General features: G+C 34.6%; 24 protein-coding genes and 1 other annotated feature. Of the genes, 22 read left to right on the plus strand and 2 right to left on the minus strand.

The window, feature by feature from the left end; translation table 11 throughout:
* Positions 1-3: 3 nt before the first annotated feature.
* The 16 genes from radC (at position 4) to pheA (ending at position 14,036) form a co-directional block, all read left to right on the plus strand.
* On the plus strand, positions 4-693 hold the full coding sequence (radC, locus tag LC076_RS06995) for a RadC family protein (protein WP_226667204.1): 690 nt from the start codon (positions 4-6) through the stop codon (positions 691-693).
* A 288-nt stretch (positions 694-981) separates the two neighbouring features.
* Positions 982-2,004 carry a rod shape-determining protein gene (locus tag LC076_RS07000; RefSeq protein WP_226667205.1) on the plus strand — a complete coding sequence of 341 codons (1,023 nt, stop codon included), beginning with the start codon at positions 982-984 and terminating at the stop codon, positions 2,002-2,004.
* A 229-nt stretch (positions 2,005-2,233) separates the two neighbouring features.
* Positions 2,234-3,169 (plus strand): rod shape-determining protein MreC, encoded by a 936-nt coding sequence (mreC, locus tag LC076_RS07005; RefSeq protein WP_226667206.1) that lies wholly within the window; start codon positions 2,234-2,236, stop codon positions 3,167-3,169.
* Positions 3,166-3,684 (plus strand): rod shape-determining protein MreD, encoded by a 519-nt coding sequence (gene mreD / locus LC076_RS07010; RefSeq protein WP_226667207.1) that lies wholly within the window; start codon positions 3,166-3,168, stop codon positions 3,682-3,684. The genes mreC and mreD overlap by 4 nt, the downstream gene beginning before the upstream one ends.
* 134 nt (positions 3,685-3,818) lie before the next feature.
* Entirely contained in the window at positions 3,819-4,502 is a 684-nt protein-coding gene (gene minC, locus LC076_RS07015) for a septum site-determining protein MinC (protein ID WP_226667209.1), read from the plus strand.
* 2 nt (positions 4,503-4,504) lie between these two features.
* Positions 4,505-5,308 (plus strand): septum site-determining protein MinD, encoded by an 804-nt coding sequence (gene minD, locus LC076_RS07020; protein ID WP_226667210.1) that lies wholly within the window; start codon positions 4,505-4,507, stop codon positions 5,306-5,308.
* 425 nt (positions 5,309-5,733) lie between these two features.
* Entirely contained in the window at positions 5,734-6,522 is a 789-nt protein-coding gene (locus tag LC076_RS07025) for a M23 family metallopeptidase (protein WP_226667211.1), read from the plus strand.
* A complete protein-coding gene (locus LC076_RS07030; protein WP_226667212.1) occupies positions 6,515-7,381 on the plus strand; it encodes a M50 family metallopeptidase in 867 nt (288 codons plus the stop codon). Before LC076_RS07025 ends, LC076_RS07030 begins: the two co-directional genes overlap by 8 nt.
* An 86-nt stretch (positions 7,382-7,467) precedes the next feature.
* Positions 7,468-8,925, plus strand: coding sequence for an Rne/Rng family ribonuclease (locus LC076_RS07035; RefSeq protein WP_226667213.1), 1,458 nt, complete (start codon positions 7,468-7,470; stop codon positions 8,923-8,925).
* An 84-nt stretch (positions 8,926-9,009) separates the two neighbouring features.
* Positions 9,010-9,090: a sequence feature (ribosomal protein L21 leader region), on the plus strand.
* 13 nt (positions 9,091-9,103) lie between these two features.
* Positions 9,104-9,412 carry a 50S ribosomal protein L21 gene (gene rplU, locus LC076_RS07040; protein ID WP_146949156.1) on the plus strand — a complete coding sequence of 103 codons (309 nt, stop codon included), beginning with the start codon at positions 9,104-9,106 and terminating at the stop codon, positions 9,410-9,412.
* Positions 9,413-9,423: 11 nt separating this feature from the next.
* Positions 9,424-9,783 carry a ribosomal-processing cysteine protease Prp gene (locus tag LC076_RS07045; RefSeq protein WP_226667215.1) on the plus strand — a complete coding sequence of 120 codons (360 nt, stop codon included), beginning with the start codon at positions 9,424-9,426 and terminating at the stop codon, positions 9,781-9,783.
* Positions 9,777-10,067 (plus strand): 50S ribosomal protein L27, encoded by a 291-nt coding sequence (gene rpmA, locus LC076_RS07050; protein ID WP_146949154.1) that lies wholly within the window; start codon positions 9,777-9,779, stop codon positions 10,065-10,067. The genes LC076_RS07045 and rpmA overlap by 7 nt, the downstream gene beginning before the upstream one ends.
* A 435-nt stretch (positions 10,068-10,502) precedes the next feature.
* The gene (locus LC076_RS07055) at positions 10,503-11,066 is read left to right on the plus strand and encodes a Spo0B C-terminal domain-containing protein (protein ID WP_226667216.1); all 564 of its coding nucleotides are present in this window, start codon (positions 10,503-10,505) and stop codon (positions 11,064-11,066) included.
* Between the two features lie 57 nt (positions 11,067-11,123).
* The gene (gene obgE, locus LC076_RS07060; protein ID WP_226667217.1) at positions 11,124-12,407 is read left to right on the plus strand and encodes a GTPase ObgE; all 1,284 of its coding nucleotides are present in this window, start codon (positions 11,124-11,126) and stop codon (positions 12,405-12,407) included.
* Between the two features lie 288 nt (positions 12,408-12,695).
* Entirely contained in the window at positions 12,696-13,139 is a 444-nt protein-coding gene (locus tag LC076_RS07065; protein WP_226667219.1) for an ACT domain-containing protein, read from the plus strand.
* Between the two features lie 18 nt (positions 13,140-13,157).
* Positions 13,158-14,036 (plus strand): prephenate dehydratase, encoded by an 879-nt coding sequence (pheA, locus tag LC076_RS07070; RefSeq protein ID WP_226667220.1) that lies wholly within the window; start codon positions 13,158-13,160, stop codon positions 14,034-14,036.
* Positions 14,037-14,104: 68 nt separating this feature from the next.
* On the opposite strand, the gene LC076_RS07075 is transcribed toward pheA, so the two are convergent.
* Both LC076_RS07075 and LC076_RS07080 read right to left on the minus strand, forming a co-directional pair.
* Positions 14,105-14,650, minus strand: coding sequence for a transcription repressor NadR (locus tag LC076_RS07075; protein WP_226667221.1), 546 nt, complete (start codon positions 14,648-14,650; stop codon positions 14,105-14,107).
* A 27-nt stretch (positions 14,651-14,677) separates the two neighbouring features.
* The gene (locus LC076_RS07080; RefSeq protein WP_226667222.1) at positions 14,678-15,808 is read right to left on the minus strand and encodes an IscS subfamily cysteine desulfurase; all 1,131 of its coding nucleotides are present in this window, start codon (positions 15,806-15,808) and stop codon (positions 14,678-14,680) included.
* Positions 15,809-15,926: 118 nt separating this feature from the next.
* Here LC076_RS07080 and nadB point away from each other — a divergent pair, with 118 nt between their 5' ends.
* The 6 genes from nadB (at position 15,927) to LC076_RS07110 (ending at position 22,924) form a co-directional block, all read left to right on the plus strand.
* Complete coding sequence (gene nadB / locus LC076_RS07085) at positions 15,927-17,483, plus strand: L-aspartate oxidase (protein ID WP_226667224.1); 1,557 nt, start codon at positions 15,927-15,929, stop codon at positions 17,481-17,483.
* A 3-nt stretch (positions 17,484-17,486) separates the two neighbouring features.
* On the plus strand, positions 17,487-18,317 hold the full coding sequence (gene nadC, locus LC076_RS07090; RefSeq protein ID WP_226667225.1) for a carboxylating nicotinate-nucleotide diphosphorylase: 831 nt from the start codon (positions 17,487-17,489) through the stop codon (positions 18,315-18,317).
* Between the two features lie 13 nt (positions 18,318-18,330).
* Positions 18,331-19,440 carry a quinolinate synthase NadA gene (nadA, locus tag LC076_RS07095; protein ID WP_226667226.1) on the plus strand — a complete coding sequence of 370 codons (1,110 nt, stop codon included), beginning with the start codon at positions 18,331-18,333 and terminating at the stop codon, positions 19,438-19,440.
* A 508-nt stretch (positions 19,441-19,948) separates the two neighbouring features.
* The gene (gene safA / locus LC076_RS24340; protein ID WP_319005489.1) at positions 19,949-21,268 is read left to right on the plus strand and encodes a SafA/ExsA family spore coat assembly protein; all 1,320 of its coding nucleotides are present in this window, start codon (positions 19,949-19,951) and stop codon (positions 21,266-21,268) included.
* Positions 21,269-21,520: 252 nt separating this feature from the next.
* Positions 21,521-22,228, plus strand: coding sequence for a YhcN/YlaJ family sporulation lipoprotein (locus tag LC076_RS07105; protein WP_226667228.1), 708 nt, complete (start codon positions 21,521-21,523; stop codon positions 22,226-22,228).
* Between the two features lie 162 nt (positions 22,229-22,390).
* Complete coding sequence (locus LC076_RS07110) at positions 22,391-22,924, plus strand: intercompartmental signaling factor BofC (protein ID WP_319005490.1); 534 nt, start codon at positions 22,391-22,393, stop codon at positions 22,922-22,924.
* The last annotated feature ends 332 nt before the right edge of the window (positions 22,925-23,256 follow it).

Below are 23,256 nucleotides of genomic sequence, written 5' to 3' on the forward strand. Positions count from 1 at the left end.
TAAATGGAATTATCAACTTTTAAAATCCGTGATTTTCCCGAGGATGAACGACCAAGAGAACGCTTGTTAAAGGAAGGTGCTGACAAGCTTTCAAATCAGGAGCTATTGGCAATCTTACTTCGAACAGGTACAAAAAAAGATTCAGCTTTAGATTTGTCTCAACAGTTATTAAAGCATTTTGAAGGCTTGCGCATGTTAAAGGATGCTTCTGTTGAAGAAATTACAACGATATCAGGTATTGGAAATGCAAAAGCCGTTCAAATTCTAGCTGCACTTGAGCTTGGTAGAAGAATGAATCGTCTTACCTATGACGAACGTTATGTGATTCGATCACCACAAGATGGTGCTGATTATGTGATGGAGGATATGAGGTTTTTAAGTCAGGAACATTTTGTTTGTTTATATTTAAATACGAAAAATCAAGTTCTGCATAAACAAACAGTGTTTATCGGCAGTTTAAATGCCTCGATTGTCCACCCGCGAGAGGTGTTCAAAGAAGCTTTTAAACGATCTGCAGCTTCCCTAATATGTATTCATAATCATCCATCAGGAGATCCTTCGCCGAGTAGAGAAGACATTGAAGTGACAAAAAGATTAGCAGAATGTGGAAAGGTTTTAGGTATAGAACTTTTGGATCATCTTATTATTGGTGAACAAAAATTTGTTAGTCTTAAAGAAAAAGGCTACGTGTAATACTTTTTTTTTTGCGTAAATACGATATAATAAGGTTTATGAGTTTTTTTGATTACTTCAATTCTTTAAGAATAATTTTGACCATTCTTTTTAGAAATAGATTTTATATAAAACTCATAGCAGGAAATATGAAGAAGAGATATATAAGTATTCCTCTGATTTATAAAGAAATTCTAACTATTCAAGATTGAAAGTAGTTTAACTACCACAATATAGAAAGTTGTTTTCTATCAATTTTCCTAAAAATTAAGTAAAAGTATATTCGTTTCAGAAAGGAAGATACACCCTATGTTCGGTATTGGTACAAGAGACCTTGGAATAGATTTAGGGACAGCTAACACACTTGTATTTGTAAAAGGAAGAGGAATCGTTGTTCGTGAGCCTTCTGTTGTTGCTTTACAAACAGATACAAAGCAAATTGTAGCAGTCGGTAATGATGCAAAAAACATGATTGGTCGTACACCTGGAAATGTTGTAGCCATTCGTCCAATGAAAGATGGCGTAATTGCAGATTATGAAACAACAGCAACAATGATGAAATATTATATAAAACAAGCAGCTAAGACAAAAGGTGTTTTTTCAAGAAAACCTTATGTGATGATTTGTGTACCTTCAGGAATTACAGCTGTCGAAGAACGTGCAGTTATTGATGCGACAAGACAAGCTGGGGCCCGTGATGCCTATACGATTGAAGAACCATTTGCTGCAGCAATTGGTGCGAATTTACCTGTTTGGGAACCAACAGGAAGCATGGTTGTAGATATTGGTGGCGGTACAACAGAAGTAGCGATTATCTCTCTAGGTGGAATTGTAACAAGTCAATCAATTCGTGTTGCTGGTGATGAGATGGATGATGCGATTATTACATACATTCGTAAGACATATAACTTAATGATTGGTGATCGTACTTCAGAAGCAATTAAAATGGAAGTCGGTTCTGCTGGTTCTCCTGATGGTGTGGAAAACATGGATATTAGAGGGAGAGACTTATTAACAGGTTTACCGAAAACAATTGAAATTACGGCAGCTGAAATTGCAGATGCATTAAAAGATACAGTATATGCAATTGTTGATGCAGTTAAAAATACTCTAGAAAAAACTCCACCTGAGCTAGCGGCAGACATTATGGATCGTGGAATTGTCTTAACTGGTGGTGGAGCACTTCTTAGAAACTTAGATAAAATTATTGGTGAAGAAACAAATATGCCTGTATTAATAGCAGAAGATCCATTAGATTGTGTTGCTATTGGAACAGGAAAAGCGCTAGAACATATCCACTTATTTAAAAATAAAGCAAGAGAAAGTCGCTAATAGAAATAAGAAAATATGTAATTTATGGATGTAATCTTTATATGTTTGCTTCTTTTACCACAACAAGAGGACACAAGACTTCACTCTTTGAATGTCTTGTGACTTTTCTTGTTATTGGACTATGAAAGCAAGTGGAACATATTCTTCTTCTATGGTTACTTTTAATTGACTTGGATTAAATATATGCTCGCGATTTGTTGATGAAATATAAGTTAAGAGGGTGTTCATCATGCCACAGTTTTTCTTAAATAAACGCCTTATCTTGTTACTAGTAAGTGTTATTGTTTTAGTGGCATTGATTGGCTTTTCAATTAAGGGAGATCGCAAGTTAGCTTGGCCTGAACAATTTATACAAGATACTGTAAGTGTGTTTCAATCAATTTTACATAAGCCTGCTTCATATGTATCAGGCTTCTTTGAAAATGTAAATGATCTCAAAAATACATATGAAGAAAATGAACTTTTAAAAAGTAGACTTGATGAATATATGCAGCTACAAGCAGATTTACAAGAATATAAACTTGATAATGAAAAACTAAGAACTGAATTAGGGAAAATTTCCAATTTAAGAAAATATGATCCGATCTTTTCTGCAGTTATTGGTCGAAATCCTGATAGATGGTACGATTATATTTCAATTGATAAAGGTGAACAGGATGGAGTAGAGCCGAATATGGCAGTTGTTACTGCTCAAGGCTTAATTGGAAAAGTAAAATCAACTTCACAATTTACATCAACTGTTCAATTGTTAAGTGCAACTGACTTGAAAAATAGGATTTCTGCAGAAGTTCAACCGCTAGAGACTGATGAAGAAGTAAAAGAAGCGGAAAAGGAAGAGAAAAAAGCAACGAAGGAAAAAGTAACAGGTCTAATTGAGGGATACGATGAAGAAAAAGGTGCCCTTTTACTTCGTCGTATTGAATCAAAGGCTAAGCTGAGTGTTGGTCAAAAAGTGATTACTGCTGGTTTAGGAGGCGTTTTTCCTGGTGGTATTATGATAGGAGAAATTATTGAAATTGAACCTGATTCATATGGACTTGAACAAATGGCCTATGTGAAACCAACAGCAAATTTCTATGATCTTGATCGGGTTTGGGTTGCAAAACGTGAAGCAGCGTCTGAAGATCCAGTAGGAGTGCTGACAAAGGAGGAGGAAGAATCGTGAAACGTTTCTTTCTTCCTTTCCTAGTTCTCTTTGCGTTTATTTGTGAAAGCTCCTTTGCTCACTTAGTCCATTTTTCCTTTGTATCTGAGGATTATGTCTTTGTTCCACGCTTTGTTTTACTATTTGTCATCTTTATAACAGTCTACTTAAATCGTACACAGGGAATGGTCCTAGGCTTCTTTTTTGGCTTATTGCATGATATTGTTTTTATAGAAGTGATCGGGATCTATTTATTTGCATACGGAATTTTGGCTTATCTTATTTATAAAGCAATGAAAGTATTGCATGGGCACATATTAATCGTACTATTATTAATTGTCTTATCTGTAGCCGTGCTAGAATTTTATGTATACGGTGTTAATTATGTAATAGGTGCGACAAATATATCACTATACCAGTTTACAACCCTTAGGTTATTACCTACATTATCACTCAATCTGGTTGTTGCTATTTTGGTTAGCTTTCCTATTAAGTCATATTTAACAAAATTAAGATTTGAAATGACTGAGGATTAAGTAAATGATAATATTTATTAATCCCTCGTTTTGCTTTACCAACAGAAGATCCTAAAATCTATGAGATTAATATCTTTTAAAAAGAAGGATTTCATGCATTTCTGTCGAATAGTACAATCGTTGAGGTGAACGTCATGAAGGTCCAAAAACAACAATTTGTTACGATAAAAGGCACAAAAGATGGCTTAACGTTACATCTCGATGATTCATGTTCTTTTGACCAATTACTCCATGAACTCGAGGAAATGCTATCTTTGAAACAATACATTCAACAAGACGGCCCTGTAATTGGGGTGAATGTAAAAGTAGGAAATCGTTTTGTGAATAAGAAACAACGAGAAAAACTTGAATTAGTTATTAAACAGAAGCGTAATTTAATGATTGAATCAATTGAAAGTAACGTGATAACGAAAGATGAGGCTCTTCGCTTAAAAAGGGAAACGGAAGTTATCTCTGTTGCTAAAATAGTACGCTCAGGTCAAGTGTTAAAAGTAAAAGGTGACTTGTTACTTGTAGGTGATGTTAATCCAGGTGGTACTGTTATCGCATCAGGTAATATTTTTGTTTTAGGTGCTTTAAGAGGTATTGCTCATGCAGGTGCTGATGGTAATAGACAAGCCGTAATTGCTGCCTCTTTAATGAAGCCGGCACAATTGCGTATTAGTGATATAATTAACCGTGCACCAGATTTTTTACCACTAGAAGGTAACGAGCTAGAATGTGCACATATCAATGAAAATGGTGAAATGGTTATTGAGCGACTACAGCAACTTACTCATTTACGACCTAATTTAACAAGGTTTGAAGGGGGAATCTAACAATGGGTGAAGCAATTGTCATTACTTCAGGTAAAGGTGGAGTTGGTAAAACAACGACATCAGCTAATATTGGAACTTCTTTAGCTATTTTAGGGAAACGTGTTTGCCTAGTAGATACAGACATCGGTCTTCGGAACCTAGATGTTGTAATGGGATTAGAAAATAGAATTATTTATGATTTGGTGGATGTAGTTGAAGGTCGTTGTAAAATACATCAAGCTCTTGTGAAAGATAAGAGATTTGAAGACTTACTCTATTTATTACCAGCAGCTCAAACTAGCGACAAGACGGCTGTTAAACCAGAGCAAATGAAAAAACTCATAGACGAATTAAAGCAAGACTATGATTATATTATAATAGATTGTCCAGCTGGAATAGAACAAGGATATAAAAATGCTGTTGCAGGTGCTGACAAAGCTGTTGTTGTAACAACCCCTGAAATTTCTGCTGTACGAGATGCAGATCGAATAATAGGTTTACTTGAACAAGAAGATATTGAACCACCTAAATTGGTCATAAATCGAATCCGTAACCATCTTGTTAAAAATGGAGATATGCTTGATGTGGATGAAATTGTTACACATCTTTCCATTGATTTAATTGGAATTGTTGCTGATGATGATGATGTGATTAAAGCTTCGAACAATGGAGAACCTATTGCTATGGATCCTAACAATAGAGCTGCTATTGCCTATCGGAATATTGCTCGACGAATTTTAGGAGAATCTGTTCCATTACAATCTCTCGAAGAACCAAATAAAGGTGTTTTAGTAAAATTGAAGAAATTCTTTGGTGTACGAGTTTAATTAAATAATGATTTTAACGACTAGTTTACATTCCTGCTCCTTAAGAAGCTGCAGAATCTCACTAGTCTTTTTTTTGGCTCTTTTCTGAACGTTTGTTGCTATTTAACCAAAATTTGTAATGGTAACAGTTTTTTTCACTATAAGGGTACCGATTGCTTCGGGGATTTAAAAGCAACAAAGTTTGCGATAACAGCCATTTATAATGTCTAGCTCCAGTGCTTTTCATTCTTCAGTGCTTTACCCTACTATAATTCAACATCCTTCGCTTACCGTGTTTCTTTTATTTTTAGACGATGATCTTCCGTTATATTTTCTTTCTTGCTTAAAAAACCTTCGTAAAAGACCATTAAAAACATAAGAATTTAATCATATCTCCAATGGACAAGGCATAAACTTGTACAAACTTGCTAAAAGGATGGATGGGGATGAGTCATCGAGCGGACGAAATAAGAAAAAGAATTGCAAAAAGAAAACGTGAGCGAGGAAATACTTCAGAGCAAGATTACTCTAAAAGAACATCATTATATATGTCTGATGAAGAACGACACAGTGGGTTCTATTCCCCTCCTAATTATGAAATGGGACCTGGGAACAATCAAACAGGACACCCACTATTTCGGACAGAAGTATTTATATTTAAGATCCTATTATCTGCTGTCTTGATCTTATGTACAGCGATTGTTTTTAAAAATGGGTCACCGATGTTTGATCAAGCAAAATCAGCGATTACCTACTCTTTAGAAGAGGAATTTCAGTTTGCTGCTGTTTCAACATGGTATCGTGATCAATTTGGAGAACCACTAGCTTTGTTCAATACGAATAAAGAGACTAGTGATGTCAAGGTGGAGGAATCACAAACTGCACAATTGGCAGTGCCAGCTTCAGGGAAAATACTTGAATCTTTTAAAGATAACGGACAAGGAATCATGGTTGAAACAAACAAGCCAACTGTTGAAGCGATGAATGAGGGAATTATTATTGAGGCTAGTGAAAAGACAGAAACAGGTTTAACGATTGTTGTCATGCATGCTGATGGGACGAAATCATGGTATGGAAATTTAGATAAAGTGAATGTAGCACTTTATGATTTTGTGAAAAAAGGGACAGAATTAGGAAAAATAAAGTTATCTGATAAGCAAAAGGGAACCTATTATTTTGCCATAAAAAAGGGCGATGATTTCATTGACCCAATACAGGTGATTAAATTTGAATAACTATTTAGGTTTACTAGGGAAAATTCATATTCATCCATTACTGTGGGTCATTATTGGAATCAGTGTGGTGACGGCAAATTTTAAATCATTGTTTCTGTTAATGCTTATCGTTTTTGTTCATGAAATGGGCCATGCAATTAGTGCTCATTTTTTTTCTTGGAGAATAAAATCAATCATGTTACTTCCCTTTGGAGGCGTAGCTGAAGTGGATGAGCATGGAAATCGTCCTTTAAAAGAAGAATTTATTGTTGTTTTGTTAGGTCCATTACAGCACTTATGGCTTCAAGGTGCTGCATTTATTTTACAGAATGTGAATGTCATAAATAGTAGTGATTATCAGCTTTTTACTTTTTATAATTTATCCATATTATTGTTTAATTTGTTGCCTGTTTGGCCATTAGATGGTGGTAAGTTGTTATTTATATTGTTCTCAAAATCATTCGCTTATCGAAAAGCACACTTTTATATGATGTTAACATCAATCATATTTTTATGCATATATGTAATATTTATTGTATCCACATCACCAAGTCATCTTAATATGTGGATTATTACGACTTTTCTTATTTATAGCTTATATTATGAATACAAACATAGAATGTATAGCTGTATGAGGTTTTTAATGGAGCGATATTATGGTAAGCAAAATACGATCCAAAAATTAAAACCAATCGTAGTTGATGAATCTGACCTCATTTATAGTGTACTACTTCAGTTTCAAAGAGGATGTAAACATTTAATTGTTGTGGAGAGAAATGGCACAAAAGTGTCTGAGATGGATGAAAATGAATTATTACATGCCTATTTTGCAAATAAATTGACCGATTCAAAGGTCGGTGATCTTGTTTATACCTATTAGGTTCATACACACGAACTCTCAAAAATGATATAGTTTAATATATCATGACAGTGGATGAATATTTCCTCAGAAAGAGAGTCAATCGTGTGCGAAAAATATTTATAAATGAAAAGACAAGTGAAAAAAGAATAGCTATTCAAGAAAATGAGCAAGTAACTGAAATCCATCACTCACATTCATCTGAAATAGATGTTGTAGGAAACATCTATCTTGCACGAGTGAAAAAGGTATTACCTGGTATGCAAGCTGCTTTTGTAGATATCGGGTTTAATCAAAACGGATATCTTCATCGTAATGATTTAATATCCTTTCAACTAAGCGATAAAACAGAAGCAAAATCATCTATTTCTCATTATGTAAGAGAAGGTGAGCAGTTACTTGTTCAAGTTGTGAAAGAAGGTACAAATCAAAAGGGACCAAAGTTAACAACAAATATTGAGTTTGGTGGAAACTTAATTGTTTTTATGCCTTATGGAAACTATACAGCAGTTTCTAAAAAGATTGAGGATAATAAAGAAAGAGAAAGACTTCTGCATATTGCAAATGAACTAAGAGATAAAAATGAAGGTCTTTTATTTCGTACAGCTTGTCAGCAGCAAACAAGCGAGCAACTTCATAAAGAATATATACAATTGAAGCAATCATTTTTATCTTTAAGCATAAAACAAAGTGAAAAACCTGTTTGTGTTTATGAAGCAAAAAGTTTTGTAGATCGTTTATTAACTGAAATAGTAGTTCAAGAAGATGATACAATTATTTGTGATCAAATTGATACGGTACAAAAGCTAAGAAAAAAATTTCCAGAAGCAAGGGTTGTTTATCATGAAAAACGAGAAGGACTTTTTTCAACTTATAACCTTGAACAAGAAATAGAGAAGCTGTTCAAATCAATCGTTTGGTTGAAAAACGGTGCTTACATTATCATAGAACAAACGGAAGCAATGACGATTATTGACGTAAATACTGGAAAATTTTCCGGGAAATTATCGATGCGTGATACCGTTCTACAAACTAATCGACTAGCTGCGATAGAATTGGCAAAACAAATTCGTTTGCGAAACCTTAGTGGAATGATCTTGATCGACTTTATCGATATGAAACATACACAAGATCAAAATGAAATTTTCAATACAGTTGTTAATGAAATGAAAAAAGATCGTGTGCAACACAAGGTAATTGGTTTTACAGAGCTTAATATTTTGCAGATAACAAGAAAAAAAGTGCGTCAACCACTTCATGCAAGCTTAACTCAAGAATGTTCAATATGCCATGGAGATGGTAGAGTGGTATCTGCTGAAACCATTGCTTTTAAGTTAGAGAGAGAGTTATGGGAGTATCAGTTTATGGATAGTGAAGCTTTGTTAATTGAAGCAACAAGCGATGTAATATCGTTACTAAAAGGAAATAATGATGAACATATCGTAAAATTAGAAGATACATTAAAGTATAAATTAGTGTTGGTGGAATATTCGAATAAGACTCCTAGCTATCATATAAGACATGTAGGCGATATGAAAACAATTCTAGCAAGAATAGAGAACTAGAAATTTTAACTTCATATCATTAAAAAACAGTTGCATATTCATGGATATATTGGTATCATGTTTAATGTTATGACTTGTAGCGCACCCGTGCTACAACCGCTCAATATAAGGTATTAAAGTGATGTTTTATACATACACCTCATTTTGGCGAGTCTGAGTTTATAGGAGGTGCATTGGAATGTACGCAATTATCGAAACTGGTGGAAAGCAAATCAAAGTAGAAGAAGGTCAAGTAATCTACATTGAAAAGCTTGGTACTGATCAAGGTGAAACTGTTACGTTTGACAAAGTTTTATTTGTAGGTGGAGACAACGTTAAAGTTGGTAGCCCAACTGTTGACGGAGCGACTGTTACTGCTAAAGTTGAAAAGCATGGTCGTCAAAAGAAAATCACTGTCTTCAAATATAAAGCTAAGAAAAACTATCGTAAAAAGCAAGGTCACCGTCAGCCATACACTAAAGTTGTTATTGAAAAAATCAACGGGTAAGGCTGTTTGAAATGATAAATGTGAAGATTTATCGTTCAAATGAGGGACTTATAACATCGTTCACTCTGTCTGGACATGCTGAGTTCGCTGAGCATGGCAAAGATCTTGTTTGTGCTGGAGCATCAGCTGTTACCTTTGGATCTGTTAATGCAGTTCTAAGCTTAACTAAAATTGAACCACAAATTGATCAAGGTGGAGATGGTGGATATCTACATGTTAGATTACCTGAAAATCTCGACAAATCAACAAGTGATAAAGTTCAACTTTTGTTAGAAGGTATGGTTGTTTCTCTTCAAACAATTGAAACAGACTATGAACAATATATTTCAGTATTGATTATGAATGAAACAGGAGGTGAAACTTCATGTTAAGATTAGATCTTCAGTTCTTCGCTTCTAAGAAGGGAGTAGGTTCGACTAAAAATGGTCGTGACTCTATCTCAAAACGTCTTGGTGCAAAGCGTGCAGATGGTCAATTAGTATCTGGTGGTTCAATTCTTTACCGTCAACGTGGTACGAAAATTTACCCAGGTGAAAACGTAGGCCGCGGTGGTGATGATACACTATACGCTAAAGTTGATGGTGTTGTTAAGTTCGAACGTTTCGGACGTGACCGCAAAAAAGTTAGTGTATACCCAGTAGCACAAGAAGCATAAGTTCATTAGGAAAAACTCTAACCTAACTTAGGTTAGAGTTTTTTTTATGAGGCTGAAACATAACGTAGTAGTTAATAAAAATTCCGAACAATGTAATAGCTTAGGGAGTATATTTCAAGAGAGACGTAACTACACTTACAACCATTGTTCGGTTTCTATTTTGTTAAAATACTTATGTCCAACCTCTTTATTTAGGGAAGCAGGTTAATGACGTTAAAAGTGAAATAAACTTAAATTGATGTGGTGACATTAGTAATCAACAATTAACTTTAACGAAGATTCAAATAAATTGAACTTCTTTTAGAGTATTTTTTGTGAAATTTGGAATATCCCTTATGTTCTAAATCAATGTTTGTTATAATTTCTATTGCAGCCTTAAATAATATAACTCCTTAATGAAAATAAATTATTTTTTAATATAGTGGGAGAAATTGTATGGAAAATAAATTGAACGAAGCTAAAATTGTTGATATATTAAGTCATTCACGTCATGATTGGATGAATAAACTGCAACTAATTAAGGGAAACCTATCTTTGCAAAAATATGATCGAATTAAGGATATCATAGAAGAAATTGTCATAGAAGCACAACAAGAATCAAAATTGTGTAATTTGAAAATGCCTTCTTTTGCTAGTTTTCTTATGACATTTAATTGGAGTAAACATCAATTTTATCTAGAGTATGAGGTTATAGGAGACATCAAAGTACTAAAAGATTATGATGATCTATTAACGAATTGGTCTAAGGGGTTTATGGATATACTAGACAATACAGTTGATAGTACATGTGAAAATCATCTTTGTTTAACACTTAAAACAGACGATCAGGTTGAAGATAAAATTTGTTTTATCTTTGAATTTGAAGGGAAAATAAATAATACTGAGCTAGTAACAAAATGGATTCATTCAACAGATCAAACCAATATTGGTATTGATGACTTTGAAATAAGTACATATGAGCTAAATACAGCTATATCGCTTACTATCACAGATCGTTAAAACAATGAATGATTCTTTTAGCTATATATGTTATAGGCATGAGAACGGAGGAAGACAATGTTTGTCGATCAGGTCAAAATATATGTAAAAGGTGGCGACGGCGGTAACGGAATGGTTGCTTTTCGTCGTGAAAAATATGTACCAATGGGTGGCCCAGCCGGTGGTGATGGTGGTAATGGTGCTGACGTAGTATTTGAGGTTGAAGAAGGCTTAAGAACATTAATGGATTTTCGCTATAAAAGACATTTTAAGGCTCCTCGTGGTGAACATGGGATGTCGAAAAATCAACATGGTAAAAATTCGCAGCCAATGGTTGTTAAAGTTCCACCAGGTACAGTCGTTACAGATGAAACAACAGGACACATTATTGCTGACTTAACTGAACATGGTCAACAAGCGGTCATTGCAAAGGGTGGACGTGGAGGTCGTGGTAATTCAAGATTTGCCACACCTGCCAATCCAGCACCAGAGCTTTCAGAAAATGGAGAACCTGGAATTGAGCGTAATGTTATTTTAGAATTAAAAGTATTAGCAGATGTAGGATTAGTTGGATTTCCAAGCGTTGGAAAATCAACTTTATTATCAGTAGTATCATCTGCAAAACCGAAAATTGCTGAATATCACTTTACTACACTTGTACCAAATTTAGGTATGGTTGAAACAGAAGATGGCAGAAGTTTTGTTATGGCTGATCTACCTGGTTTAATTGAAGGGGCGCATCAAGGTGTTGGGTTAGGTCACCAATTCCTAAGACATATTGAAAGAACACGTGTGATTGTTCATGTGATTGATATGTCAGGGTTAGAAGGAAGAGACCCATATGAAGATTACCTAACAATTAATGCGGAATTGAAGGAATATAACATGCGCTTAACAGAGCGTCCACAAATTATTGTAGCGAATAAAATGGACATGCCAGACTCTGAAGAAAATTTGGCTGAATTTAAAAAGAAGCTTGATGATGATGTGAAAATTTTCCCAGCATCAGCTGTCACTCGTGAAGGTGTTCGTGAGTTATTATTTGCAGTTGCTGATGCAATTGAAAATACACCTGAATTCCCGTTACATGAGGAAGAAATCACTGAAAATCGCGTGATTTATGAATTTAAGAAAGAAGAACCAAACTTTGCGATTACACGTGATGATGAAGGTGCATTTGTGCTTTCTGGTGAAAAAATTGAAAAGTTATTTAAAATGACAGACTTCTCACGTGATGAATCAATTAAACGTTTTGCAAGACAGTTAAGAGGCTTAGGTGTTGATGAAGCTCTTCGTGAAAGAGGAGCAAAAGATGGCGATATTGTCAAACTGCTTGAATATGAATTTGAATTTATTGAGTAGAAAAAAAGTCACATACATTTTAAAATGATTTAATAGGAGAGCTAACTCATGGCTCTCTTTTTTTTAGCTTTTTCAAGGTCCTATTAAATGTGTTAAAGTAACAAACCATTATAATAATAGGCTATAAGCTTACTGTTGTTTTACATAGTACGCTCTACTTTTACACATACAGTTAGCAGTTTTTTTACGTCAATCATATACATTTGCACTTTTCTTAAGAAAAAAGGAGAAATTTAGCCAATATTGTGATAAATTATCTACAGTGAGAAAAAACATGGGAGGGACATCATGAAGGATGATACCTTTTATTTAGTTCGTGAAGATATATTACCTGAAGCAATGAAAAAAACACTTGAAGTTAAGAAATTAATTGAGAGAGGGAAAGTTGATTCTGTTGCTGAAGCTGTTCAACGTGTTGATTTAAGCCGAAGTGCTTTTTATAAATATCGTGATGCAGTTTTTCCATTTCATACAATGGTAAAGGAAAAGTTAATTACATTATTTTTTCATTTGGAAGATCGAAGTGGAACACTTTCACATTTATTATCAGTTGTAGCAAGTGCTGGATGTAATGTATTAACGATTCATCAATCTATTCCAATTCAAGGCAGAGCAAATGTTACACTTTCCCTTAATACGAATGGCATGACAGAAGATATTAACCGTTTAATGACTAAACTTAGAAGATTAGAGTTCGTTGAGAAAGTTGAAATATTAGGTCAAGGTGCATAATAAGGAGTTGAAGGGAAGTTGACAGTAAAGGTAGGTTTCTTAGGTCCTAGAGCAACTTTTACCCACTTAGCTGTAAAAGCTTTTTTTGGGGAAGAAATTGAAGAGGTTGCCTATTCAACAATTCCTCAATGCATTGATGCAGTTGCAGAAGGTAAAATAGACTATGCAGTGGTTCCTACAGAAAATGCATTAGAAGGATCAGTAAATTTAACAATAGATTATTTAATTCATGAACAGCCTTTAAATATTGTTGGTGAAATTGTTTCACCCATTGAACAGCATTTAATGGTACATCCTGAAAATATAACAACATGGGAAAGCATTAAAAGAGTTTATTCACATTCCCATGCGATTGCTCAATGTCATAAGTTTTTGCATCATACATTTAATGATATTACTTATGATTATGCAACATCAACTGGAGCAGCCGCTCAATACGTGAGTAATCATCCTGGTGAAGCAGTTGCAGCCATTGCAAATGAACTTGCAGCAAAAGAATATGGTTTAGTGATTGTAAAAGAAAATATCCATGATTATCAACACAATCACACGAGATTCGCTATATTACACCCAGCCAAACAGGAGTATAGTAGTCCATTACTTACACCAGATAAGGAAAAGTCTACTTTAATGATTACACTGCCTTCAGATGATCAATCTGGAGCACTACATCAGGTGTTATCGGCATTTACGTGGAGAAAGTTAAATTTATCAAAAATTGAATCAAGACCTATGAAAACAGGCTTGGGAAATTATTTCTTTATCATTGATATTGATATGAGGATAGATAATGTGTTAATTCCAGGAGCCATAGCTGAATTAGAGGCATTAGGTTGTGGAGTAAAGTTATTAGGTTCGTATGAAGCTTATTCAATTAAAAAAAGTATAAAAAAGTAGTAGATGAAAAAACAGGTGTTAAGTAAGCACCTGTTTTTTCATCATTGATTTCTATAATAGCTAAAACCTTAAAAAGCCTCGTTAAATAGAAAGCCAGCTTTTTCAAGCTCCTCACAGGCAAGATCTAGTTTATCGTCCGAATCTGCTTGTATCGTGTGTAAATGCAAGCCTTCCGTTAATTGAGATAAGTAGGAGGCATTATGCTGACTAATTTTTTTTATAAATTCCTTCACATCATTTCGATTTCCTACCATAATCGAAGCTGTTAAGTCTCCATAAACAGGATGCTCGACGATCACATCTTTTACAAAAACCCCGTGATCAACGAGGATGTTTAATTCATCCTTAGTATGCTCAGGACTATGTTTACATGCAATCATTCGCTCTTTCAGATTGTTTTGATTTTCTTCATGAGAGATATATACATAACCTTGACTTGTGGCCATAATAGGGTGATTTTTTGCTTTTAAAAGAGAAATATCCTGTACGATGACTTGTCTACTAACATTGGCTAAGTTTGCCAACTCCCCACCTGTTGTTGGAGAAGTCGTTTTTGTTAAAAAATTTAAGATAAAATTTCTTCGTTCTTCTCCTAATATTTTATCAGCCTTCATTCATTTCTTCCTCTTTTCAATAATGGATTAAAAGTTTTTCACAATCGTTGTTAATGTTTGAGTGAAGTTTTCTATATGTTGTTTTGTTGTTTGTTTACCTAATGAGATTCTAATATATTGTTTTGCTTGCTGTTCGTCAAATCCAATTGCAGTCAATGGACGTGATGGTGCTTGCATACCTACCTGACAAGCACTTCCAGTCGAAATGGCATAACCAAATCTGTTGCACTCTAACATTGTGTATTGACCTTCTATTCCTTTAATAACGATAGGTAATATGTTTGGCAGAGATTGATCGTTTGTTTCTGTTAATAAAGATATTTTATTTTTATGTGGTGTAAGTAGTTCAATAAAGTGATGTTTTAAGTTTAGAAAATGTTGTGTGTTTTGCTCCATATCTTTGATTATTTCTTTTGCAGCGGTAGCAAATGCTGCTGCACTTGGAACATCTACTGTTCCAGGACGAAATCCTGATTCATGAGTTGTGCCTGGAATAAATGGCTTCCAGTGTATTGCAGGATTAATGTAAGCTGCACCTATTCCTTTAGGGCCATATATTTTATGACTAGAAATTGATAGTGCATCAATATGAAAATGTTCGACATTTATTGGGAGCTTACCAAAGGTTTGTACACAATCACTATGAAAAAGAATTTTTTTATTTTTTAAAAGTAATCCAATTTCTTTCAAGGGCTGAATGGAACCAATTTCTGAATTTCCATGTTGGATTGATACTAAGCATGTATTGCTTTTTAATTCATTTTCTATTGAATGAATAGAAATATGTCCATTTTCGTTAGGCTTTAAAAATGTGACTTCATACCCTTCAGTTTGTAGTTTTTGAAAAAAAGTATGAAGAGAAGAGTGCTCTATTTGTGTTGTTATAATGTGGTTCTTTTTAGGATCTAGTCCTTTTAACAAAGATTTAATGGTGAGAATATTTGCTTCACTACCTCCACCTGTAAAGAACACACCTTTCTCATTACCGCCAAGTATATCTGCGATAATTTTTCTAGAAGCTTGCAGTGTTCTTGCTGCAAGATCTCCTACATCATGTAAGCTACTGCTATTACCATAGGCAGTTTTAGCTACTTTAACATATATATCAAGTGCAGAATCACTAATGGGTGTTGTTGCTGCATAATCTAAATAAATCATTACCTTCACCTCACCTTTATCATAATCTTACTGTAAAAAGAATAAAAACTCTTGTCATTATTTTAAATTTATGTAAATATAGGTGTCAAGACAGGTGTAAATTTACAGGAGGGTTGTTATGCCTCAAACAGATGTCCTTATTATAGGAAGCGGACTTGCAGCCCTTTCTGCTGCATATCATCTTCGCCATAAACAAATTACAATGATTACGAAATCTTCTTGGAAAAAAAGTAATTCAATGCTTGCACAAGGTGGAATTGCTGCGGCCATTCATAAGCGAGATTCATGGAAAAATCATTTTGCAGATACATTAGTTGCCGGATGTTATCATAATAACGAAAAAAATGTTGAATATCTTGTTCAAGATGGTCCTTCTGAAATACTTGACTGGTGTGAACGAGGAATGAGTTTTGATTGTGATAAAAATGGTCAATTTCTTCTAGGAAAAGAAGGAGCTCATAGTCATCATCGAATTATTCATGCAGGTGGAGATGCTACTGGTAAAGAGCTAACTCAGTTTCTATATCAATCAACAAAATCGTCAATTAACATAATTGAAAACGAATTGGTAGTAGACCTTATTATAAAGAATGGGCAATGCTTAGGTGTTTGTACAAAAAATCAGCAAGGTGAAATTGAATATTATCTAGCCAGTAAAACAATTATAGCTAGCGGTGGTTGTGGTGCTGTCTATGGACATACGTCAAACGCAGATGTTATTACAGGTGATGGTATTGCAATGGCTTATCGTGCTGGTGCAGAAATTGCTGATATGGAGTTTATCCAATTTCACCCGACAATGCTTCATATAAATGGAAAATGTGTGGGACTTATTTCTGAAGCTGTTCGAGGAGAAGGCGCTATTTTAATCAACGAGGCAGGAAAGGCTTTTATGAATGATCTTCATCATCAAGGAGATTTAGCTCCAAGAGATGTTGTTTCAAGAGCCATTTTTGATGAAATGAAAAAAGGACATAAAATATATCTAGATATCTCGATGATTTCGAACTTTTCAACAAGATTTCCAACGATTTCAACGCTTTGTCTTCAGCACGGAGTGAGTATAGCAAGTGGGAGAATACCTGTTGCGCCTGGTATGCACTTCTTAATGGGTGGAATTCTTACAAATGATAAAGGAGAAACATCAATTCCGAATTTATTTGCTGTAGGTGAGGCTGCCTGTACAGGAGTTCATGGAGCGAACAGATTAGCGAGTAATTCCTTATTAGAAGGTCTTGTTTTTGGTAAACGGATAGCTGAGCATATCTTAACACTACCTTTTACTAATGAAAATTGTTTGACGGCTAACATACAGAATCATAAGTTAATGTCTGGTAATGTGGATAAGCTTCCTTCTAAGAAAGACATACAAGAAATCATGACAACCTGTGTTGGAATCCAACGAACGAAAGCTGAACTTGTTTATGCCGTTAAATGGTTTGAAGATTATAAAAATCAAGTCTCTTTTTGGGACTTTAATGTGAAGGATTTCACAATTGAGCAAATAGAAATTATTAATATGTTAACAATTGGTTGGATCATATCTACAGCTGCTTTAAGAAGAACAGAAAGCAGAGGGGGTCATTATCGTTTAGATTTCCCAGAGCGAAATGATATTAGCTGGAGACAAAAACAAGTCATTTTAACAAAAAGCGAGATGCATGTGGAGGTGTAACGATTGAATACGATCAAATTAAGAAAAAAATTAGAAGAATTCTTTTTAGAAGATTTAGGTGAATTAGATATTTCCAGTTCAACCATCTTTGGAGAAACGACAAGAGGCGAAGCGATAATCGTTGCAAAGGAAGATGGAATCTTCTCGGGAGCTAACATTGTTGAAGCTGGATATTCTCTTTTTCAATCTGATCTATCAGTTAACCTAAAAAAACATGATGGAGAAAAGTTAAAAAAAGGAGATATCATTGCAGAAATTGAAGGTCCTGTTGGTGTTATCTTAAGCGGAGAGCGCGTTATTTTAAATTTAATGCAACGGATGAGTGGAATTGCGACTTTAACTAATCATGCGATTAAAGTATTGAATTCGAATACTACAAGAATATGTGATACGAGAAAAACCTCACCTGGTTTAAGAATGTTTGAGAAATATGCTGTTCGTTGTGGTGGAGGCTTCAATCATCGATTTGGTTTATATGATGGTGTCATGATTAAGGATAATCATATCGCTTTTGCAGGATCTATTATGAATGCTGTGAAAGAAGTTAGAGAAAAAACAGGTCATATGGTAAAAATCGAAGTTGAAATTGAAACAGAAAAACAATTACTAGAAGCAATCGAGGCTAAAGCTGATGTTATTATGTTTGATAACCGATCTCCTGAAGAAGTAGCAAAGTTTGTTGAACTAACACCTAATCAGATCATTACTGAGGCTTCTGGTGGTATTGGTTTTCATAATTTGGCAGACTACCGAAATACAAATGTAAATTATATATCTTTAGGAATGCTAACACACTCATATAAATCTTTGGATATTAGTTTGAACGTAAAATAAGGGGGTTAACACCATGGAATTATTAGATATTCTTGAACATGAGAAAAAAGAAATGATGCCTGAATCTTATAAAACACGAACAACAGAAGAGATGGAAAAAAGAGTTAGAGAAATTAAAGAGAAATTCGGCTCTAAGTTATATATTCCAGGACATCATTATCAGAAAGATGAAGTTGTTCAGTTCTCAGATGTAACTGGAGATTCACTACAGCTAGCACAAGCGGCTGCTGAAAATAAGGATGCAGAATATATCGTTTTTTGCGGTGTGCATTTTATGGCAGAAACAGCTGATATGCTAACGACTGAAAATCAAAAGGTGTTATTACCTGATATGAGAGCAGGCTGTTCAATGGCTGACATGGCTGATATTGACCAAACAGACCGTGCATGGGAAAAGCTTCAAAACGTATTTGGTGATACGATTCTTCCTTTAACATATGTGAATTCTACAGCTGCAATTAAAGCTTTTGTTGGCAAAAATGGTGGCGCTACTGTAACCTCTTCAAATGCTAAGAAAATGTTAGAATGGGCATTTGAACAAAAAGAACGAATTCTATTTTTGCCTGATCAACATTTAGGAAGAAACACAGCATTTGATTTAGGTGTTCCTCTTGATAAAATGGCGATCTGGAATCCAATTTCTAATGAGTTAGAATATGATGGTAATGTTGAAGACGTTATTGTTATTCTCTGGAAAGGTCATTGTTCTGTACACGAAAATTTCACTGTGAAAAACATTGAACATATAAGAAAAACAGAGCCTGATATGAATATCCTCGTTCACCCTGAATGCAGTCGTGAAGTTGTAGGTTTATCAGACTATGCTGGATCGACAAAATATATTATTGATATGATCGAGGCAGCAGCACCAGGAACGAAATGGGCGATAGGGACAGAAATGAATCTTGTTAATAGAATTATTCAACAACATCCAGATAAGAAGATTGTTTCATTGAATCCATTTATGTGTCCATGTTTAACTATGAATCGAATTGATCTACCCCACTTGTTATGGACATTAGAAGGCATAGAAAAAGGAGAAACAGCTAACCAAATTATTGTTCCAGAACAAATCACAAAAGATGCGGTATTGGCATTAGATCGTATGCTAGCACATGTATAATTTATAGATAATAGATACAGGAACTGTCTTAGTTAGAGTTAAAAGCTCTACTTTTGAGTAACATATGGAAGTATCTCAATCATATCTTTACACATAAGTAACAGTCTACCTACATGTGTATAAGTTAAAGGTCATTAGCAAACTTTGCGAAAAAATAAAAGAGCAACATCTAAAAGTCTTCGAATCATGCTATTCTCCAATATGCATGGTCGGGGCTTTTTTTTTTGCCTATCACAGGTGCAAAATGAAGATTTTAAAAAGGAATAGAACATATTCTTTAATAATTTCGATGAACCAAACATAGGTATTATTATAGCTATTTGAGAGGTTATCGATTATTTTATCTTGATTTTTATCATATTTAAAGATTTCTTCTCATAACTTGTTATGAAGATTAATGGCATTATGCTTATTGTTCATATTGTGCTAAAAGTTAGTGGTTGTTCATTCAATAACCATTATGATTCATTATCCATCAGATACCTTTTTATGCTTAGGAGGGAAAGCATTGAAAATTCATATTGTACAAAAAGGCGATACGCTATGGAAAATTGCAAAAAAATATGGAGTAAGTTTTGAAGAAGTAAAAAGCATGAATACACAATTAAGTAATCCTGATTTAATTATGCCTGGTATGAAGATCAAAGTTCCTTCTGGAAATGTAGCTGTCAAAAAAGAAGCTCCAATTCAAAAGGAAGCACCAATAAAGAAAGAAATGCCTTTAGCTGAGCACCCTTTTGCTAAAGAAAAACCAAAAGCTGTTGTTGATGTTGAAGACACAGTGCCAAAAGAGCCTATTACAGAAAAACCGTCAAAGCCTTATATACCGCCTGTACCTAATGCCAAACATCCGGTATATACTGGGCTCGAAGCGAATAATTATTATACGGTGAATATGGCAATGATGCCGCAAATGCCGAATCCACAGTTACCACCAAAGCCAGCAAACGTACTACCAGACATAACAAAATTTGATGAAGAAAAGCATGAGGAAAAGAATAATGCAGAGCCATATTACCTACCACAAGAAGAACAACATAAGGAGGATTTAAAAGATATGGCCAACATGCCGAATGTACCAAACATGCCTAATATGCAGATGCCTGCATATAATCAACCGGCAATGTATCAACCACAACCACAATATGTCGCTCCACAATACATGGTACCAGTTTCACCAGTATTACCAGGATCAGGACTTTGCCCACCATATTATCCAATGCAACAAATGCCTTATGGCCCTGGCCCTGCTATGATGCCAAATCAGCCTTATCCAACAGCGGTTAGTCCAGAAGACTATGATGATGATGATGACTATGATTATGAAAATGCTCCAAATCAACATCATATGCCTTATCAACAACAAGTAGCTCCAGCACAATATGGTCCAGGTTATGGATTCCCTGTTAATCCGTATGCAGGTGTACCAGTATCACCGGTAATGCCAGGAACAGGACTTGGTTATCCAAATCAAGTGATGGGTGCTTACGGAGAAGCTCCAGATGGCGATTATGGAGATCATGCAAATATGCCACCATATCCTCAAGCAGTGTCACCTGCATATGATCAGGATGATTGTGGCTGTGGAGGACCATCTCCACAATATGCAAATCCATCCCAACAAGGCTATCCAATGGCACAGCAATATGGTGGATATCCAATGCAACAAATGCAACAGCCATATATGGCACAACAAGGTTATGCACCATATGGATATAATCCTTATGGCTATAATCAAACACCATACCCACCTCTGCAAGGCCAACCTGATCCAGGAGCTCAAATGTTTGGCATGCCAAATTATGATCGTGAAGAAGAGGAAGATTAAAAATTCATTCTTAAAAAGCAGAAGTGATGTTATATCGCTTCTGCTTTTTTGTGTACAGAAAAACAAAGGTGAATAATTTTAGGAATGTTGTTTTCGATCAAATTGAAGAAGGTTTAAAAACCCATTAATGTTTCCTCCATTATTTTATCAAGTTGCCGTAATGTAACAGACTGAACTTCCTATTAAGCGCACATCATAATTAATGAGCAATTTATGATTGCTTAATTTGAATGGATCTAGGGAGGTTTTGTTTTGATAAACGTAAAAAAGGCTTCTACATTTACGGCAATTGCTCTTTTAACAACAGGTTTAACAGGGTGTAATGGAAATGAAGGTGCCTTAGATACAGGAAATAATAACAATGCTAGACCAATCGGATACTATTCAAATGAAAATACTGAAGTTGATAATGAAGGTCCAATCACAGAGATGATGGATGGTATGAATAACAAAGATAATAATTATTTTCAACGTGTAAATAATCGTACTAACACGAACATGCCTAACCCTACATTACCATTAGGTGGTCGTGACAGTGGTCTTGTAAGAGATAATCGTTATAGTCATGGAGATGCTAATTATCATGGTCACTTAAATGAAGTTGGCTATTATAACCGAGGAGACGGAGCGATTTCCGATAAAGTGAAGAATGCCGTTGAGAAAATGGATAATGTAGATGACGCTCGTGTCCTCGTAACAGATGACAATGTGTTAGTAGCCGTAGACACACACGACAGAAATGATAAGGATATGAAAAATCAAATTACAAGTGAGATACGTAAAATGACTAAAGGAAGAAATGTTCAAGTTGTTACTGATGAAGGAACCGTCACTCGTGTTCGTAATATTGATAATGATATTCGAAGCGGTGCAGATCGAAAGACCATTGACACAAATGTAACCGAATTAATGGATGATTTAGGTGATGCCATTCAACGTCCTTTTAATGGAGATCGTTAAATAATGAGTCATATTTAAAAAGGGGGAAATTTCCTCCTTTTTTTTATGTTATTTTTTTGGATAAAACTTCTATAAATGGTGACAATAATAACTGAGATTGAGGAATTGATTATTGTAATCATTAATATTGTTTTATGAATTTACATGAACGAGGTGAGATTGGTGAGTAAGTTTCATCGTGGTCGCATCATTACCGTTTGTTGTTTTCTTGTTTTTATTTTGAGTATCGTATTAACAAACGGTAATCATCAGTATATAAAGGCAGAGGAACACAGTGAAATAGACCCATTAATGGTAGAAGTAATCTTACAGCGGAAATATTTAGATGGAGAAGTAAGTGAAGAAATAACTAAGGAAACCATTTTATCGATGGAAGATTTCTGGGCAACGTATGAAAGCTGGCAGCTTGTTGACCAAAATGAAGAAAGAATTATTTTTGAAAAGAAAATTGATGATATTTCACCTTTGTTAAAGACTAATGGATATTTTGGTCTAGCGGGCGATGGGACATTATCTATTTTTAATGGAAAACCAGAAACAAATGAAGTTATTCAATCGTTTTTTCAAATTGATATGGATAAGCTTGAAAGTCACAAGCATGACGAATTAATTCAAGGTATTAGAATTCAAACAAAAGACCAATATTTAGAAGTGATAAAAATGTATGAGACTTATTCAAAAGCTGAGAAGAAATAGAAAGTCTGTTGCTAACTTAGAATTTTTCGGGTTAGCTTTTTTTTATGATCTGGGTTATATGGAGGTTCTTTTAGTTTGAATGATGCATTCTTTTGAGTGAGAAAAGATTGGAATTGGAGGGGGTTTTGTCGAAAAATGTCTAATCGTCGATAAATCGCGAGAATCGTTGATAAATTCTGAGAATCGCTGATAAATTGCGAAAATCGCCGATAAATTCAGAAAATCGCTGATAAATTTTGAAAATCCTTTTAGGCCCCGAATCAACATCTAAATGTTGACGTTTACATTACCTTCAGTTTGTTCATTTTGGTGCTTTTTTTTCATTTCCTTGA

Source organism: Metabacillus litoralis (assembly GCF_020524045.1).
GTDB classification, from domain to species: Bacteria; Bacillota; Bacilli; order Bacillales; family Bacillaceae; genus Metabacillus; species Metabacillus litoralis_C.

Coding starts and splice junctions, on each gene's coding strand:
- radC (WP_226667204.1), top strand. CDS start 4: ATGGAATTATCAACTTTTAAAATCCGTGATTTTCCCGAGGATGAACGA.
- LC076_RS07000 (WP_226667205.1), top strand. CDS start 982: ATGTTCGGTATTGGTACAAGAGACCTTGGAATAGATTTAGGGACAGCT.
- mreC (WP_226667206.1), top strand. CDS start 2,234: ATGCCACAGTTTTTCTTAAATAAACGCCTTATCTTGTTACTAGTAAGT.
- minC (WP_226667209.1), top strand. CDS start 3,819: ATGAAGGTCCAAAAACAACAATTTGTTACGATAAAAGGCACAAAAGAT.
- minD (WP_226667210.1), top strand. CDS start 4,505: ATGGGTGAAGCAATTGTCATTACTTCAGGTAAAGGTGGAGTTGGTAAA.
- LC076_RS07025 (WP_226667211.1), top strand. CDS start 5,734: ATGAGTCATCGAGCGGACGAAATAAGAAAAAGAATTGCAAAAAGAAAA.
- rplU (WP_146949156.1), top strand. CDS start 9,104: ATGTACGCAATTATCGAAACTGGTGGAAAGCAAATCAAAGTAGAAGAA.
- LC076_RS07045 (WP_226667215.1), top strand. CDS start 9,424: ATGATAAATGTGAAGATTTATCGTTCAAATGAGGGACTTATAACATCG.
- rpmA (WP_146949154.1), top strand. CDS start 9,777: ATGTTAAGATTAGATCTTCAGTTCTTCGCTTCTAAGAAGGGAGTAGGT.
- LC076_RS07055 (WP_226667216.1), top strand. CDS start 10,503: ATGGAAAATAAATTGAACGAAGCTAAAATTGTTGATATATTAAGTCAT.
- obgE (WP_226667217.1), top strand. CDS start 11,124: ATGTTTGTCGATCAGGTCAAAATATATGTAAAAGGTGGCGACGGCGGT.
- LC076_RS07065 (WP_226667219.1), top strand. CDS start 12,696: ATGAAGGATGATACCTTTTATTTAGTTCGTGAAGATATATTACCTGAA.
- LC076_RS07075 (WP_226667221.1), bottom strand. CDS start 14,650: ATGAAGGCTGATAAAATATTAGGAGAAGAACGAAGAAATTTTATCTTA.
- LC076_RS07080 (WP_226667222.1), bottom strand. CDS start 15,808: ATGATTTATTTAGATTATGCAGCAACAACACCCATTAGTGATTCTGCA.
- nadB (WP_226667224.1), top strand. CDS start 15,927: ATGCCTCAAACAGATGTCCTTATTATAGGAAGCGGACTTGCAGCCCTT.
- nadA (WP_226667226.1), top strand. CDS start 18,331: ATGGAATTATTAGATATTCTTGAACATGAGAAAAAAGAAATGATGCCT.